Source organism: Leisingera sp. JC11, from assembly GCF_040704725.1.
Lineage (GTDB): Bacteria > Pseudomonadota > Alphaproteobacteria > Rhodobacterales > Rhodobacteraceae > Leisingera.
Map to the genome: position 1 here is coordinate 14083 of NZ_JBFCVS010000018.1, position 14907 is coordinate 28989.

Consider the following 14907-nt stretch of genomic DNA (forward strand, 5'->3'; position numbering starts at 1 on the left):
GAAAATTCAAATTCCGGCAGGTGATACAACTTGAAGCCCGCTTGAGGTCAACAGGTTTCCGACCCGCAGCGCCTCAGCCGTACAGCTCCGCCGCACGGCGCTCGAACGCACGCACGATGCGCTGCATCGCCTCGTTGAAGACCACGCCGATGATGCCCTGCAGCACCGCGTTCTTGAACTCGAAATCGACGAAGAAAGACACGTCGCAGGTGCCATCCTCGCGCGGGGTGAAGATCCAGTGGGATTTCATGTAGCGGAACGGGCCGTCCAGATACTCGGTATCGATTTTTCTCTCGCCCGGATAAAGGGTTACCCGGCTGCCGAACCGTTCGCGGAAGACCTTGAAGGAGATCACCAGATCCGCCTCCATCACCTCTGAATCGCCCAGCGGCGCGCGGCTGCGGATGCGGGCGGCAGCGCACCAGGGCAGGAACTTGGGATATCGCGCGACGTCGGCCACCAGATCGTACATCTGCTGTGCCGAATAGGGCATCTGGCGGGTTTCCGAGTGTGTGGGCATCTGTCCGCTGATTTTCTGCTACAATTACCGGGCGTGATGTCCTATGTACGCGCGGGAAATTCAAGGGGGCAGCCATGACACAGCGTCCATATGTCATTGATGTGATGATCTCGGCCAAGGCAATCGCCGCGCGGATCGAGGAGCTTTGCGGCGAAATCCAAGCGGAGTTCAAGGACACCGACAAGCTGGTCGTGGTCGGCCTGCTGCGCGGCAGCTTCGTGTTCATCGCCGATCTGGTGCGCGAGCTGGACCTGCCGATCGAGGTCGATTTCCTGGAGGCGTCCTCTTACGGCGACTCGATGGAGAGCAGCCGGGAAGTGCGTATCCTCAAGGACTTGCGCGGCGCCATTGAAGGGCGAGACGTGCTGGTGGTGGAGGATATCGTCGACACCGGCCACACGCTAAATCACGTCACCAACCTGCTGCAAAGCCGCAACCCGGCGCGGCTGAAGTCCATTGCGCTGCTGGACAAGCCGTCGCGGCGCGAGGTGGACTTCCGCTCCGACTGGGTGGGTTTTGAGATCCCCGACGAATTCGTCGTCGGCTATGGCATCGACTATGCGCAGCGCAACCGCAACCTGCCGCATATCGGCAAAGTGCGGTTCACCGACGAGGGCTGAAACGGCCAAAATCCGGGGGTGACATGCGTGCACCCCCTGTGCACCACCCGTACACCCCCTGTGCACCAACTGTGAGGCCACCGGGGCTTCCGGGCAGAAAAGCCACAGAATTCAAAAACCTGCGCACTGAAAGAAACCGGCGTGTCTCTGCCGGTTTCCCGCCCTTTGCCGGCACTATCCGGCGCAGCCCGTTTGCCTTTTCAGGCGGCCTGCCCCATGTGATTCCCAAAGGCAGCGATCACAGGAGATCCGCAAATGCAGAAATTTCTGACGGCAGCCGCAGCCGCGGCGATGACCCTCACCCTTGCCCCCGCAGCCTCCCATGCGGGGCCGCCGAAATGGGCACCGGGCCACAGCAAGAGCGCTGCCCATTATGCGCCGGGCCAGGTGAAGAAACGCCATCACCACAAGCACAGCCACGACCATCACGATCATGATCACGGCCGTTACGACGGCCGCATCAACGGCAGTGACTGGGTCTATGTGGACGATTACGGGCGCTGGGGCCTGAACCCGCCGCGCGACGGGCACCGCTATGTGCGCCAGGGCGACAAGATCTTTGAGGTGGTAAAGGACACACTGGCGATTGTCGGCGCCGTCGCCGTTGTCAATGCGCTGACCCAGTAAAGGTCAGCCCAGAAGATTTCTGAGCGTTTGCAGAAAGATCCCGGCTCCGGCCGGGATTGCTGCGTCAGGGAAATCGAAATCCGGGTTGTGCAGCTGCGGCTGCGTCTCGCCGGAGCCCAGCCAGAACATCGCCGCCTTCGCCTGTTTGCCGAACTGGCCGAAATCCTCGGACCAGCGCTGCGGATAGCCCCGCATCTGCGCCGGATACCCGGCCGCGGCGCAGGCGGCGTTCAGCACTTCCACCGCCTCCGGGTGATTGGTGCAGGCGTCGAAGACGTCGTCGAATTCGATCGAGACCCCCAGCCCTTCCGCCACGCAGACTTGCTCCGCCAGCGCCGTGGCATCGGCAATGAGCTGGTCCATCCGGGCGTCAGTGACAGTGCGCAGGGTGGCCCAGACCTCGCCCTCACCCGGCGCGATGCCGAATGTGGCCTCGCCCAGCCGCGCATGCGTCAGCGTGACCAGCGCGAACTCCGGCCCCAGATCACCGCCGCTGCCCAGGGCCGCCAGCCCCGGCAGCAGTTGAGAAATGGCGCCCGCGGGCGACACCCCGTCCTGCGGCGCGGCAGCGTGGGAGGTCTTGCCGGTCAGCTTGACCCGCATGCCCCGCGACGCGCAGTTTGCAGGGCCGGAGCACAAGGCCACCTGCCCCGCGGGCAGGCCGGGCAGATTGTGCAAGGAGAAGGCGTAGTCCGGTGCAATCTGTATAAATGCGGGATCAGCAATCACGGCAGCTGCGCCCTTGCCGGTTTCCTCGGCGGGCTGGAACAGCAACACGGCGCGGCCCTTGGCAGGACGGCTGGCAGCGAGGTCTTCGGCCAGGGCCGCAACCATCGTCATGTGGCCGTCATGGCCGCAGAGGTGGCCGCGGCCTGCATGGGTGGAGCGGTAGGGCTGCTCCGACAGCTCCTCAATCGGCAGACCGTCGAGTTCACAGCGGATCAGCACCGTCGGGCCATCCGCCCGGCCCTCATAAACGGCAGCGACACCATGGCCGCCAAGACCCGTCAGCAGCCGGTCGGGCTGATACTGGCGCAGATAGCCCGCCACCATCGCGGCGGTCTTTTCCTCGGCGCCGGAGACCTCGGGGATCTGATGAAGGGCGCGGCGCAGCCGGGTGAGCTGCGCCAGACGCTCAGGCGTCATGCCAGGCCCAGCTTCTTGTTGCGGGCCTCGCGCAGTTGGGCGAAATCGTCGCCTGCGTGGTAGGAAGAACGCGTCAGCGGCGTTGCCGAGACCATCAGGAAGCCCTTGCCATAGGCGGCTTTCTCGTAGGTCTTGAACTCATCCGGGGTGACAAAGCGGTCCACCGCGTGGTGCTTGGGCGTCGGCTGCAGGTACTGGCCGATGGTCAGGAAATCGATGTCGGCGGCGCGCATGTCGTCCATCACCTGTTTCACCGCCTGCTCGTCCTCGCCCAGGCCGACCATGATGCCGGACTTGGTGAAGATGGAGGCGTCCATCTCCTTGACCCGCTGCAGCAGGCGCAGGGAGTGGAAGTAGCGGGCGCCCGGGCGGACCTCAGGATACAGGCCCGGCACGGTTTCCAGATTGTGGTTGAACACGTCGGGCTTGGCTTCCACAACGGTTTCCAGCACCTCCGGCGCGCATTTCAGGAAATCCGGGGTCAGGATCTCAATTGTGGTCTTGGGGCTGCGGTGGCGCACGGCGCGGATGGTCTGAGCAAAATGCTCGGCGCCGCCATCCTCAAGGTCGTCGCGGTCAACGGAGGTGATCACCACATGGTTGAGGCCGAGTTTTTCGACCGCATGGGCAACGCGGCCCGGCTCAAACGCGTCCAGCGCGTCGGGGCGGCCGGTGGCGATGTTGCAGAAGGTGCAGCCGCGGGTGCAGATCTCGCCCATGATCATCATGGTGGCGTGGCCCTGGCTCCAGCATTCGCCGACGTTGGGGCAGCCCGCTTCCTCGCAGACCGTGGTCAGCTTGTTGTCGCGCATGATCTTGTGGGTTTCGGCATAACCTTTGCCGCCCGGCGCCTTGACCCGGATCCAGCTTGGCTTCTTGGGCTGAGCGTTGTCGGGACGGTGCGCCTTCTCTGGGTGGCGCTGTTCCGGGATCTTAAGGTCTCTCACGTGGAATTTCCCTTCCGGCCTTTGGCGTTCTGAGCGGGTTTAACACAGCTGATCTGGCTTGGCACGGTCATATCGTCAACCCTGCCCTGCGGCTTTGTCATGGCTCAAACTGCGCAAATGTGCCGTTTTCCTTTGCCAAAGCGGCGCAGCGGGACACATAATTCCCGCAAGCAAGGAGATTTCACCGCAGATCATTCAGGGAGGGGACGCATGGCCAAGGAGCTGGAGAAATTCAAGGCAGAGCACAAGAATCTGGCCGCCGGAACCAAGAAATTCACCACCGCCGAGGGCGACAAGCTGAAGAAGCGGATCGGGATTTCGCTGGGCAACGCCTGGGAGGGCGAGGATTACTTCCGCGAGAGCCTGGCCAAGGCGCGGGCCGACGGGGTGAAGTCAGAGAAGCTGGCGGACTTCCAGAAGAACAAGCACTTCAAGGACGGGCTGACCACCTGGAACAAGGCGGTGGACATTCTTCAGGGCGACGTCGACGCGATGAAGAGCTTTTGCGCCGATGCCAAGGCGCATTTGGCCAAGATGAACAAGCTGGCCGCCGACATCGAGAAGGACCTGAAGAAGCGGTCCAAGACGTCTGCTTCGAAGAAGGATATCGAGGCGCTGCAGGGCGAGCTGGCCAAGGAGGCTGCCGCGGTCAAGAAGGCCTCTGAATACGAGGGCAAGCTGAATGCGGCGCAAAAGCTGTATGCGGCGAATTTCCAGAAGAAGGTCAATGCCATCCTCAAGGAAAAGCCGGACAGCCACGACAAGAAGAAGGATGCGACAGAGCTGCCGCAGCTTCTGGTGGACCGCAACCTGAAGAAATACACCAACCAGGTCGGCGCGCTGGTGAAGGCGATCAACGCCCATTGCGTCGCCGCCATCGACAAGGCGGGCCAGGACCTGAAAGCGGCGGCGCCGGAGCTGAAGGCGGCGGCAGCGAAATTCAAGGATCTGAAGAAGATCAACGACCAGTATCAGACCGCCAAGAAGAAGTTCCCCGGCGCCATCGAGGATTCCAAGGACAAGAAGAAGCTGCTGGCGACGCTGAAGAAGTTCAACGACCTGACCGCCGCCGCCGAACGGAAGGTCCGCGGCACCACTGTCACCATCAAGAAGGCTGCGGCCTAGCGCCGCGCCCGGCGGCTGAAGGGGACAATCGGCGGCAGCGGAATGCCGCGATCCGCGCCTTGAAAGGCGCATCTGCGCCGCCTGCCGCAGCGCAGCAAGGTAACCTGCATCCTGGACTCATGGACATGTTGATACCGGCTTAGAATCATTTTAAGTCTGCGCGCCGAACGAGCATACACCTTCAGGAGATTCAGAGATGAAAGCTGGCGTTAAGCTGCCCGACGTGACCTTCCACACCCGTGTCCGTGACGAGTCGATCGAGGGCCCGAACCCGTTCCGCTGGGAAGACAAGACCACCGCTGACTACTTTGCAGGCAAGCGCGTTGTGCTGTTCTCGCTGCCGGGCGCCTTCACCCCCACCTGCTCCACCTACCAGCTGCCGGGCTTTGAAAAAGGCTTTGGTGACTTCCAGGCCGAGGGCATCGACGCGATCTACTGCATGTCGGTGAACGACAGCTTCGTGATGAACGCCTGGGCGCGCGCCCAGGAGCTGGAAAACGTGGAAGTGATCCCGGACGGCTCCGGCGAGTTCACCCGCAAGATGGGCATGCTGGTCGCCAAGGACAACCTGGGCTTCGGCAACCGCTCCTGGCGCTATGCGGCCATCGTCAACAACGGTGTTGTTGAGGCATGGTTCGAAGAGCCGGGCCTGTCGGACAACCACGGCGAAGACCCCTATGGCGTGTCCTCCCCGGAAACCGTGCTGGCGCACCTGAAAGAAGCCAAGGCAGAAGTTCCCGCCTAAGGCGCGCTGCCAGATCTGGCATTCGAACGGGTCCGCGCTGCGGGCCCGTTTTCCTTTGCGGCGCAGCCCGCTTCAGCCGATCATCTCTTCCTCTTGCGGGCTGGCCTCGCCGTAGTAGTCGGCCAGATGCTGCAGGGCGATGCGCAGCACAACCTTGCCCGACCGGGCCGGCCAGCCCAGTTTGCGCTCTGCGGTTTCCAGCCCTTCCAGATGGCAGCAGCAGCGCAGGGCGATATCGCTGAGGCCCGCGCCCAGTTTCTGCAGCGCCCCGGTCATCCGCTGGTGCGCCGCGGCGGCGGCCTGGTGGCTGGTGCTGCGCATGGGGTGGCTGCCCTGGGCAAAATACAGTTCCTCCTGCATCAGATGACTGCTGATCTGCGCCAGCTCGAAATCCTCACGCAGGCGCCTGCCTGCCCGCACCATCGGCTGGGAAAGGAAGGATTTGCCATCCTTGTCGGACAGCCTGGCCAGCATCTCCAGCGGGGTTTCAGCGCCGCCATAGCGGGACTTGCGGCCCAAGCCCCCGGTCTCACCCGCCTCTGGTGCCTCGAACGGCGCCTGCGCCTCGGCAAAACCGCCCTCCAGCCGTGCGCGGGCGCGGTTTTCCTGGTCAGCAATGATCCGGTTCAGCGCGCTGCGCCCGGCGGCGGTGATCGAGTAGCGGCTGATCCGCCCCTTGCGCGAGCAGGCGATCCAGCCGGTCAGCGCCAGCGCCCCCGCCAAGGGCCGCGACACCGCCACCTTCTGGCCGTCGGCCTCGTGGCCTTCGCGCACCACCACGGCCATTTCCATGCCCTCGGCAGCGGCCAGAACCGCGCCGCCCCGGCTGAGCAGGGTCAGCACGCTGGCTGCCTCCCGCTCGAAGCCCGACCTCAGGCTGCGGTTTGCGGCGGAGGGCTTTTCCTCCTGCCAGGGTTTCGCCGGGGCGGTTTTATAGCGCCCGGCCAAATAGGTCAGCACCTCGTCAATCAGCGGGTCGTCCCGCAGGACCTCCACCCGCCGGACCTGCCGCAGTATGGTGGAGGGATGGCAGCCCGCCTTGCGGGCCAGCTGCCGGATCGGGCGGCCTGCCTCGGTGTGCTGAAGGTAGCGGCATGTTTCCAGCGGCACCCAGCCCGGAAAGGGTGCCTGTGTCATGTTTTGCATTCTTAACCCCCGGTTTTACGCCAGGCTGCCGGGGCCAGCCGCACTCAAAGGTGCCTGCGGCATGTCCCGTTTCGCCCGGCCGAATTTGAACAAAAGCGCGGATCGAACGTCATTGTTTCCAGAAAAACCATAATCATCACAAAACGGACCGTTCGCCGGTCACCCCCTTTCCGCAACACCACCCTGGGTTGTGTTATAGCAGAGCCAGATCAGAGATAGGAAAGGAGACGATCATGCAGGATGTATTCAGCCGTGTTTCGTTGCTCCGGCGCCCGCGGATCCTGGCGCGGGCGGCCCGGCTTGGCGCCCGGAACTACTGCCGCAAACGCGATCTGCGGCGGATCCTGGGCTATGGCGGCGTGCCGCGGCCTGCGGCGGCGGTGATGCGGCTGTTGGAGCTGGAGGAGGGCTTGAACGCCGCGCGCAAGGTCGGCGAAGCAGGTTATTCGATGATCCGCCATGTGGATGTGCTGATCGCGCTGGCCGGTGAGGCGGCCTATCTGCGCACGCGCCCCAACGCAAAAACGGCGGCCCCGCGGGACCGCCGTTTTGCTGCGGCAGAGGGTGCACACCCCTGCCCCTGATTTCCGCCTTTGCCCTTACATGAAGGCGTCGGGCATGGAGGCTTTCTTCTCGGCCACATATTCGTCCAGCGCCATCTTGATCGACGGATCCAGAGCCGGCTGCTCGTAAGTTGCCAGCAGCTTCTCGACCCGGTTGGAGGCCAGCGCATAGGTGTCGCGCGCGCCTTCCTCTTCCCACTGCTCGAACGGTTTGTAGTCGAGCACTTCGGACTTCCAGAAGGCCGATTTGAAGTTGGCCTGGGTGTGGGCGCAGCCGAGGTAGTGGCCACCGGGTCCGACCTCGCGGATAGCGTCCATCGCCTGGCCGTTCTCGTCCACCGGGACGCCCTTGGCGAGGCCATGCAGGGTGCCCAGCTGGTCGGCGTCCATCACGAACTTCTCGAAGTCGGCAACCAGGCCGCCTTCGAGCCAGCCGCAGGAGTGCAGCATGAAGTTCACGCCGGACATCAGGCCCATGTTGAGCGAGTTGGCGGTTTCGTAGGCTGCCTGCGCATCCGGCAGCTTGGAGCCGCAGAACGAGCCGGCCGAGCGGAACGGCACGCCCAGGCGGCGGGCCAGCTGGCCTGCGCCATAGGTGACCAGCGACGCTTCGGGGGTGCCGAAGGTCGGCGCGCCGGAGTTCATGTCGATCGAGGACACGAAGGCGCCGAAGATCGCGGGCGCGCCGGGGCGGCACAGCTGGTTGTAGGCGATGCCGGCCAGAACCTCTGCCAGCACCTGGGTCAGGGTGCCTGCCACCGACACCGGCGCCATGGCGCCGCCGACGATGAACGGCGAGATGATGCAGGCCTGGTTGTTCTGGGCGTAGACTTCCAGCGAGCCCATCATCACGTCGTCGAAGGTCATCGGCGAGTTGATGTTGGTCAGCGAGGTCATCACGGTGTTGTTCTGCACGAACTCCTTGCCGAACAGGATGCCGGCCATATCGACGGAGTCCTGGGCGCGGCTGGGTTCGGTGACGGAGCCCATGAACGGCTTGTCGCTGAGGGTCATATGCGCCATCAGCATGTCCAGGTGGCGCTTGTTCACCGGGATGTCGGTGGGTTCGCAGACAGTGCCGCCGGAGTGGTGCAGCCACTTGGACATGTACGCCAGCTTCACGAACTTGTTGAAGTCGTCCATGGTCGCGTAGCGGCGGCCGCCGTTGCGGTCGCGCACGAAGGGCGGGCCGTAGACCGGTGCCAGAACCAGGTTGCGGCCGCCGATGACCACAGATTTCTCAGGGTTGCGGGCGTGCTGGGTGAATTCCGCAGGTGCGGTTTCGCACAGCTTGCGGGCCAGGCCGCGGGGGATGCGCACGCGCTCGCCCTGGACATCGGCACCGGCATCGCGCCAGCGCTGCAGCGCCGCCGGGTTGTCAACGAAATTGACGCCGACCTCTTCCAGGATCGTGTCTGCGTTGTACTCGATGATCTCCAGCGCTTCCTCGTTCAGGATCTCGAAGTTCGGAATGTTGCGCTCGATGTACTTGGCGGTCTCGATCTTGACGCTGGTGCGCTCGGCGCGGCGGGCGGCGCCGCCGCCGGAACCGCGGGCACGACGGCGCGGGGATGCTTCTGACATGGTTTATCCTCACCACAGGCATTTCATTGCGATGGGTATTATAGCCCCCGTGCGGCCCGCCGCCGCAGGATTGCGGCCATTCAAGTTGAAAAGCGACATTGCCGCTGCAATTTCCACCGCGCCGGTGGACTTTGGCATACCCGGTGCGGACGGGACGCCGGTCTGCCGTTAAATAACGCCCGGCACCCGGGATGGCGGCCAAACCCCCTTGCGGAAAACGCGTTCCTGCCCTATGGCGCGTGCATGACAGAGACATCCCATGACCGCCTTCTCATCATCGACTTTGGCAGCCAGGTCACGCAGCTGATTGCGCGCCGCCTGCGCGAGCTGAACGTCTATTGCGAAATCCACCCCTATCAGAATGTCACCATGGACTTTGTGCGCGAGCTGGCGCCCAAGGCGGTGATCTTCTCGGGCGGGCCCGACAGCGTGACCCGCGAGGGCAGCCCGCGGGCGCCGCAGGAGATTTTCGACTATGGCGTGCCGATCCTGGGCATTTGCTACGGCCAGCAGGTGATGATGCATCAGCTGGGCGGCAAGGTAGAAAGCGGCCATGGCACCGCCGAATTCGGCCGCGCCTTTGTGACCCCCACAGTGGAAACACCGCCGCTGCTGGAAGGCTGGTTTGCCAATGACAACGACCGCGAGCAGGTCTGGATGTCGCACGGCGACCACGTAAGCAAGATCGCCCCGGGGTTCGAGGTTTACGGCACCTCCCCCAACGCGCCTTTTGCCATCACCGCCGATGTCTCCCGCAATTTCTATGCGGTGCAGTTCCACCCTGAGGTGCACCACACCCCGAACGGCGCCAAGCTCTATGAGAACTTCGTCAAGCTGGCGGGCTTCAGCGGCGACTGGACCATGGGTGCCTACCGCGAGCAGATGATCGAGAAGATCCGCGAGCAGGTCGGCGACAAAAAGGTGATTTGCGGCCTGTCCGGCGGCGTCGACTCCTCGGTTGCGGCGATCCTGATCCACGAGGCGATCGGCGACCAGCTGACCTGTGTGTTCGTGGACCACGGCCTGTTGCGCAAGAACGAGGCGGAAGAAGTCGTCTCGATGTTCCGCGACAACTACAACATCCAGCTGATCCACGCGGATGAGAGCGATCTTTTCCTGGGCGAGCTGGACGGCCAGTCGGACCCGGAAACCAAGCGCAAGATCATCGGCAAGCTGTTCATCGACGTGTTCCAGAAACACGCCGACACCATCGACGGCGCCGAGTTCCTGGCGCAGGGCACCCTGTACCCGGATGTGATTGAATCGGTCTCCTTCTCGGGCGGCCCTTCCGTCACCATCAAGTCGCACCACAACGTCGGCGGCCTGCCGGAGAAGATGGGCCTCAAGCTGGTCGAGCCGCTGCGCGAGCTGTTCAAGGACGAGGTCCGCGCGCTCGGCCGCGAACTGGGCCTGCCGCAGAGCTTCATCGGCCGCCATCCCTTCCCTGGGCCGGGTCTGGCGATCCGCTGCCCCGGCGAGATCACCCGCGAGAAGCTGGAGATCCTGCGCGAGGCGGATGCGATCTACATCGACCAGATCCGCAAGCACGGCCTGTACGATGACATCTGGCAGGCCTTCGTGGCGATTCTGCCGGTCCGCACCGTCGGCGTGATGGGCGACGGCCGCACCTATGACTACGCCTGCGCTCTGCGCGCGGTGACCTCTGTCGATGGCATGACCGCGGATTACTACCCGTTCAGCCACGAGTTCCTGGGCGAGACCGCCACAAGGATCATCAACGAGGTGAAGGGCATCAACCGCTGCACCTACGACATCACCTCGAAGCCTCCGGGAACCATCGAGTGGGAATGAAAACGGCAAGGTTCACCCCTTGAAACAGGGGGGAATTCCACGCCTGTTTTAAAGAACGTTTAAACAATTTGCGCCATCTTGAGCCAAACGCTTGGCCGCCGGATTGACCACGGCGGCCAACTGCTTGGAGGCTAATGGAGGCGCAAAATGCCCTTGATCAAATACAAAGACGTGCTGCTTCACTTCGCGCATATTCCCAAATGCGGCGGCACATCCATCGAGCGCTACGTTCAGGGCCTGAACGGTGTCAGCCTGGCGTTCCTGGACGAGCAGTATGTGGCAAGTCCGCCCCGTCAGCACTGGAACATTTCGTCCCCCCAGCACATTGACGGCGAATCCCTGTCGCGGCTGTTCCCCAAGGATTTCTTCACCGCCTTCTTCACCATCGTGCGCCACCCGGTGGCGCGGCTGGAAAGCGCCTACAAGTTCCAGCGGCTGGTTGAACGCCGGATCGGCGGCGACGAGACGCTGGACCAGTTCGTCAAGACCCGCCTGCTGGAGAACTGCCTGACCAAGGGGTGGATGGACGGCCATTTCTATCCGCAGTCAGGCTTCTTCTACCCAAGTGCCAACTACCAGGTGTTCAAGCTTGAGGAAAACGGCGCGGAGAAGGCTAAGGCCTTCATCGATGCGGCCCTGTTCGGCAACCCGGCCAGCCACCAGATGACGCACAGCAACCATCTGCGCGTGCCTGAAGGTTTTGATCCCGGCGATCTGGCGCTGAGCAGCGAGGGCCTGGCCATTGTCGAGAAGCTCTACGGCATGGACTTCGACAACTTCGGTTACGAACGGCAGTCCGCCGCACAGCCGCTGCCTGAAGCGGCCGCCGGCTGAGGCGTGATCGGACCCCACATGACGCAAAGATACAATATCTGCCTGGTCGAGCCCCAGAACTACGTCCATTCGGGCGCGTTCTACGAAATCGCCGATTTGCTGCTCTATGCGCTGCGCGAGCTTGGCCATGAGGCAGCCCTGAAGAAGAACGGCATCGACCCCGCTGCGCGGAACATCTTGATCGGTGTTCACCTTCTGAACCCTTCTATGGCAGCCCAGTTGCCGCCTGACACTATCATCCTCAACACCGAGCAGCTGGGCGGAACGCCCGGCAGCTGGAACCAGAATATTCTGCAGTGGTTTTCGCACGACTTCACGCTGTGGGATTACAGCGATGCTAATGTCGCCTACCTGAAGGAGTTCGGCGTCAAGCGCGTGGAGAAGTTCCAGTTCGGGTTCCAGAAAGAGCTTTGCCGCATCCCGCGGCAGCAGCAGCAGGACGTGGACGTGCTGTTTTACGGCTGCATCAACCCGCGCCGGCAGGCGGTTCTTGCAGACCTCGAAACCCGCGGTCTGCGGGTCAAGGCGCTGTATGGCGTTTACGGCCCGGAGCGCGATGCCTGGATTTCCCGCTCGCGCGTCGTGCTGAACCTTCACTTTTATGAAACGCAGATTTTCGAGATCGTGCGCGCCTTCTACCTGATGACCAATGGCATCCCTACAGCAGCGGAGGTGAACCCAACCACCCGCATCGACGACTGCTACCGGGACGGCTTGTTCTGCCTGCCTTACGACGGGCTGGCAGAGGGCATCGCCGGGGTGCTGCAGAATGAAGATGAGCTTGTGCGGATCGGCGCACAGGCGAAAGAGACCATCGCGCGCTACCCCCAAGCGCAGCTGCTGCGCGAGATCCTCTGACGCCTGCCCCCACGCGGCGGCGCGGCGCTGTCAGAGCAGCGCCGCCTGAAATTTGAACGCGGCCGCCTGACAAGCGGGCATTGCTGCGCGGCAACCCAAGCCCGTACCTGCGGGTGCCGCGCCGGGTTGTGCTTGACCCCGGATGAATATTGCGCCTCTGCTCTCCCCAGCTGATCAAGGGGGCAGGCATGGCAAATGGCGAGGCGCGCGCGGGGCTGGCGGCACTGTGGATGATAGGGGCGATTGTCTCCTTCTCGGCCATGGCCATTGCCGGGCGCGAGGCAGGGCTGACGCTCGATACTTTTGAAATCATGGCCTACCGCAGCCTGGTGGGGGTGCTGATCGTGGTTGCCGTTTTGACCGCCGCGGGCCGCTGGCATCAGGTCCGGCGGCAGCGGCTGGCGCTGCATCTCCTGCGCAACATCTTCCACTTCACCGGCCAGAACCTGTGGTTCCTGGCGGTGACCCTCATACCGCTGGCACAGGTTTTCGCGCTGGAGTTCACCTCGCCCCTGTGGGTGATCATCCTGTCGCCGCTGCTGCTGGGCGAGACGCTGACCCGGCGGCGGATGATGGCGGCGGCGCTTGGCTTTGCAGGCATCCTGATCGTGGCGCGGCCCAGCCCGGAGACGTTGAACCTCGGCCTGGCCGCGGCGGCAAGCTGCGCCATTTTCTTTGCTCTTACCGCAATTCTGACCAAGCGGCTGACCCGGTTTGAGCACACCGCCTCGATCCTGTTCTGGCTCACCTCCATGCAGCTGGTGATGGGGCTGCTGGCGGCAGGCTGGGACGGCGACATGGCGCTGCCCGATGCCACCACCCTGCCCTGGCTGGTGCTGATCGGCATTGCCGGCCTCACCGCCCATTTCTGCCTGACCACTGCGCTGTCGCTGGCGCCGGCCAGTGTGGTGGTGCCGGTGGACTTTGCCCGCCTGCCCGCCATCGCCATCCTGGGCATGGTGATCTATGGCGAGGCGCTGGATGCCTGGGTGCTGGGCGGTGCCGCCATCATCTGCATTGCAAATTACCTAAACATAGTTGCAAGACAGCCCCGCAGAACCCCTCAAGGCTGACTGAAAGCGGCTAGTTGCCGCGCGGTTAATATTGATTTGCTGAAATCCGCCCGATTACGTTCGCGTAAAGCGGCTCACCACGGCCGCAATACAGGGAGGAACAATGAAACGCTATCTTGCAACCTCGGCGGCTTTGGCGCTGGCATCAGGATCTGCCATGGCGAGCGGTCTGGACCGCACCGGGCAGCCGATCGGCCTGATCTTCGAAGAAGGCAACTATGCCGAGTTTTCGTTCGCGACGACGTCGGTGGACCTGTCGGGCAACGACCGCACATCGCTGAATCCGCTGGGTTCCGCGACCGGCGATGTCGGCGACCGCTTCAACATGTTCGGCGCGGGCTACAAGCGCGACATCAACGACCAGCTGTCGTTCGCCCTGATCTTCGATCAGCCGTGGGGTGTGGACGTGGCTTACCCGACCAGCGGCTCCCTGCTGCTTGGCGGCACCACCGCACAGGCGGACTCGAACGCTCTCACCGCCCTGCTGCGATACAAGTTCAACGATCGCTTCAGCGTTCATGGCGGCATCCGCTACCAGGAGATTGACGGCGAGATCCATCTGCAGGGGGGCGCCTACACCTCCATCGGCGGTTCCTACAATGTGAAAGTGAACAAGGACGGCGCCTTTGGCTGGGTGGCCGGCGTGGCCTACGAGATCCCCGAGATCGCGCTGCGCGCCTCGCTGACTTACAGCTCCGAAATCGAGCATGATTTCGATCTGAACGAAACCTTCGCCACAACTGCAACGGCCGCCACCGCAACCAAAACCAAGACGCCGCAGTCAGTGAACCTGGATTTCCAGACCGGCGTCGCCAAGGACACCCTGCTGTTCGGCGGCATCCGCTGGGCGGAGCACAGCGTCACTGATCTGGTGGTGCCCGGCCTGAGCACCCTTGCAGGCCGCTCCATCGACCTGATCGACCTCGATGACTCGGTTACCTACACGCTGGGTGTCGGCCGCGCCTTCAACGAGAACTGGTCCGGCTCGGTGGCGCTGATCTATGCCGATGCAGACGGGGACAACCTGGTGTCTCCGCTGGCGCCGACCCACGGCTATGAGGCGATCCGCGTGGGCGTTCAGTACAAGCAGGACAACATGACGGTCTCCGCCGGTGTCCGCTACACCCAGCTGGGCGATGCGGTGGCCTCCCCCAGCGGCAATCCGGTGACCAACTTCGAGGACAACGACGCGGTCAGCTTCGGCCTCAAGGTCGGCTTCCACTTCTGATCCAGGCGCCAGCCGGACAGATTGCCCCGCCCCTTTCCGGGCGGGGTTTTCTTTTGCCGCAAGAAACGGGTCGCTTGAC

At 63.4% G+C, this 14907-nt stretch carries 15 protein-coding genes; 10 read left to right on the forward strand and 5 right to left on the reverse strand.

Going from position 1 to position 14907, the window contains the following annotated elements; genetic code table 11:
* Positions 1 to 73: 73 nt before the first annotated feature.
* Positions 74 to 520 carry a type II toxin-antitoxin system RatA family toxin gene (locus tag AB1A62_RS17475; protein WP_366662752.1) on the reverse strand — a complete coding sequence of 149 codons (447 nt, stop codon included), beginning with the start codon at positions 518 to 520 and terminating at the stop codon, positions 74 to 76.
* Positions 521 to 594: 74 nt separating this feature from the next.
* Here AB1A62_RS17475 and hpt point away from each other — a divergent pair, with 74 nt between their 5' ends.
* Entirely contained in the window at positions 595 to 1140 is a 546-nt protein-coding gene (gene hpt, locus AB1A62_RS17480; RefSeq protein ID WP_366662753.1) for a hypoxanthine phosphoribosyltransferase, read from the forward strand.
* Positions 1141 to 1395: 255 nt separating this feature from the next.
* Positions 1396 to 1767 carry a hypothetical protein gene (locus tag AB1A62_RS17485; RefSeq protein ID WP_366662754.1) on the forward strand — a complete coding sequence of 124 codons (372 nt, stop codon included), beginning with the start codon at positions 1396 to 1398 and terminating at the stop codon, positions 1765 to 1767.
* Between the two features lie 3 nt (positions 1768 to 1770).
* Here AB1A62_RS17485 and AB1A62_RS17490 read toward each other — a convergent pair whose 3' ends face one another.
* On the reverse strand, positions 1771 to 2913 hold the full coding sequence (locus tag AB1A62_RS17490) for an amidohydrolase (RefSeq protein ID WP_366662755.1): 1143 nt from the start codon (positions 2911 to 2913) through the stop codon (positions 1771 to 1773).
* Complete coding sequence (lipA, locus tag AB1A62_RS17495; RefSeq protein ID WP_366662756.1) at positions 2910 to 3860, reverse strand: lipoyl synthase; 951 nt, start codon at positions 3858 to 3860, stop codon at positions 2910 to 2912. The genes AB1A62_RS17490 and lipA overlap by 4 nt, the downstream gene beginning before the upstream one ends.
* A 210-nt stretch (positions 3861 to 4070) precedes the next feature.
* Between lipA and AB1A62_RS17500 the strand changes: the two genes are divergently transcribed.
* A complete protein-coding gene (locus tag AB1A62_RS17500; RefSeq protein WP_366662757.1) occupies positions 4071 to 4985 on the forward strand; it encodes a hypothetical protein in 915 nt (304 codons plus the stop codon).
* A 196-nt stretch (positions 4986 to 5181) separates the two neighbouring features.
* Entirely contained in the window at positions 5182 to 5730 is a 549-nt protein-coding gene (locus AB1A62_RS17505; protein ID WP_366662758.1) for a peroxiredoxin, read from the forward strand.
* 72 nt (positions 5731 to 5802) lie between these two features.
* Here the strand turns inward: AB1A62_RS17505 and AB1A62_RS17510 are convergent, their stop codons facing one another.
* Positions 5803 to 6876: a DUF6456 domain-containing protein gene (locus tag AB1A62_RS17510; RefSeq protein ID WP_366662759.1), complete on the reverse strand. Its 1074-nt coding sequence runs from the start codon at positions 6874 to 6876 to the stop codon at positions 5803 to 5805.
* 233 nt (positions 6877 to 7109) lie between these two features.
* On the opposite strand from AB1A62_RS17510, the gene AB1A62_RS17515 reads away from it, so the two are divergent.
* Entirely contained in the window at positions 7110 to 7460 is a 351-nt protein-coding gene (locus tag AB1A62_RS17515; protein WP_366662760.1) for a DUF6477 family protein, read from the forward strand.
* 15 nt (positions 7461 to 7475) lie between these two features.
* Here the strand turns inward: AB1A62_RS17515 and AB1A62_RS17520 are convergent, their stop codons facing one another.
* Entirely contained in the window at positions 7476 to 9023 is a 1548-nt protein-coding gene (locus tag AB1A62_RS17520; RefSeq protein WP_366662761.1) for a trimethylamine methyltransferase family protein, read from the reverse strand.
* Positions 9024 to 9266: 243 nt separating this feature from the next.
* Here AB1A62_RS17520 and guaA point away from each other — a divergent pair, with 243 nt between their 5' ends.
* The 5 genes from guaA to AB1A62_RS17545 all read left to right on the forward strand — a co-directional run bounded on the left by guaA (position 9267) and on the right by AB1A62_RS17545 (position 14828).
* Entirely contained in the window at positions 9267 to 10835 is a 1569-nt protein-coding gene (guaA, locus tag AB1A62_RS17525) for a glutamine-hydrolyzing GMP synthase (protein ID WP_065267336.1), read from the forward strand.
* A 147-nt stretch (positions 10836 to 10982) separates the two neighbouring features.
* The gene (locus AB1A62_RS17530) at positions 10983 to 11669 is read left to right on the forward strand and encodes a sulfotransferase family 2 domain-containing protein (RefSeq protein ID WP_366662762.1); all 687 of its coding nucleotides are present in this window, start codon (positions 10983 to 10985) and stop codon (positions 11667 to 11669) included.
* 18 nt (positions 11670 to 11687) lie between these two features.
* Positions 11688 to 12527, forward strand: coding sequence for a glycosyltransferase family 1 protein (locus AB1A62_RS17535; protein ID WP_366662763.1), 840 nt, complete (start codon positions 11688 to 11690; stop codon positions 12525 to 12527).
* Between the two features lie 188 nt (positions 12528 to 12715).
* On the forward strand, positions 12716 to 13600 hold the full coding sequence (locus AB1A62_RS17540; RefSeq protein WP_366662764.1) for a DMT family transporter: 885 nt from the start codon (positions 12716 to 12718) through the stop codon (positions 13598 to 13600).
* 103 nt (positions 13601 to 13703) lie between these two features.
* Positions 13704 to 14828 (forward strand): outer membrane protein transport protein, encoded by a 1125-nt coding sequence (locus AB1A62_RS17545; RefSeq protein ID WP_366662765.1) that lies wholly within the window; start codon positions 13704 to 13706, stop codon positions 14826 to 14828.
* Positions 14829 to 14907 lie beyond the last annotated feature (79 nt).

Excerpts from the sequence above, each read along its gene's own strand:
- AB1A62_RS17475 (WP_366662752.1), bottom strand. The coding sequence starts at position 520 with ATGCCCACACACTCGGAAACCCGCCAGATGCCCTATTCGGCACAGCAG.
- hpt (WP_366662753.1), top strand. The coding sequence starts at position 595 with ATGACACAGCGTCCATATGTCATTGATGTGATGATCTCGGCCAAGGCA.
- AB1A62_RS17485 (WP_366662754.1), top strand. The coding sequence starts at position 1,396 with ATGCAGAAATTTCTGACGGCAGCCGCAGCCGCGGCGATGACCCTCACC.
- AB1A62_RS17490 (WP_366662755.1), bottom strand. The coding sequence starts at position 2,913 with ATGACGCCTGAGCGTCTGGCGCAGCTCACCCGGCTGCGCCGCGCCCTT.
- AB1A62_RS17500 (WP_366662757.1), top strand. The coding sequence starts at position 4,071 with ATGGCCAAGGAGCTGGAGAAATTCAAGGCAGAGCACAAGAATCTGGCC.
- AB1A62_RS17505 (WP_366662758.1), top strand. The coding sequence starts at position 5,182 with ATGAAAGCTGGCGTTAAGCTGCCCGACGTGACCTTCCACACCCGTGTC.
- AB1A62_RS17510 (WP_366662759.1), bottom strand. The coding sequence starts at position 6,876 with ATGCAAAACATGACACAGGCACCCTTTCCGGGCTGGGTGCCGCTGGAA.
- AB1A62_RS17515 (WP_366662760.1), top strand. The coding sequence starts at position 7,110 with ATGCAGGATGTATTCAGCCGTGTTTCGTTGCTCCGGCGCCCGCGGATC.
- AB1A62_RS17520 (WP_366662761.1), bottom strand. The coding sequence starts at position 9,023 with ATGTCAGAAGCATCCCCGCGCCGTCGTGCCCGCGGTTCCGGCGGCGGC.
- guaA (WP_065267336.1), top strand. The coding sequence starts at position 9,267 with ATGACAGAGACATCCCATGACCGCCTTCTCATCATCGACTTTGGCAGC.
- AB1A62_RS17530 (WP_366662762.1), top strand. The coding sequence starts at position 10,983 with ATGCCCTTGATCAAATACAAAGACGTGCTGCTTCACTTCGCGCATATT.
- AB1A62_RS17535 (WP_366662763.1), top strand. The coding sequence starts at position 11,688 with ATGACGCAAAGATACAATATCTGCCTGGTCGAGCCCCAGAACTACGTC.
- AB1A62_RS17540 (WP_366662764.1), top strand. The coding sequence starts at position 12,716 with ATGGCAAATGGCGAGGCGCGCGCGGGGCTGGCGGCACTGTGGATGATA.
- AB1A62_RS17545 (WP_366662765.1), top strand. The coding sequence starts at position 13,704 with ATGAAACGCTATCTTGCAACCTCGGCGGCTTTGGCGCTGGCATCAGGA.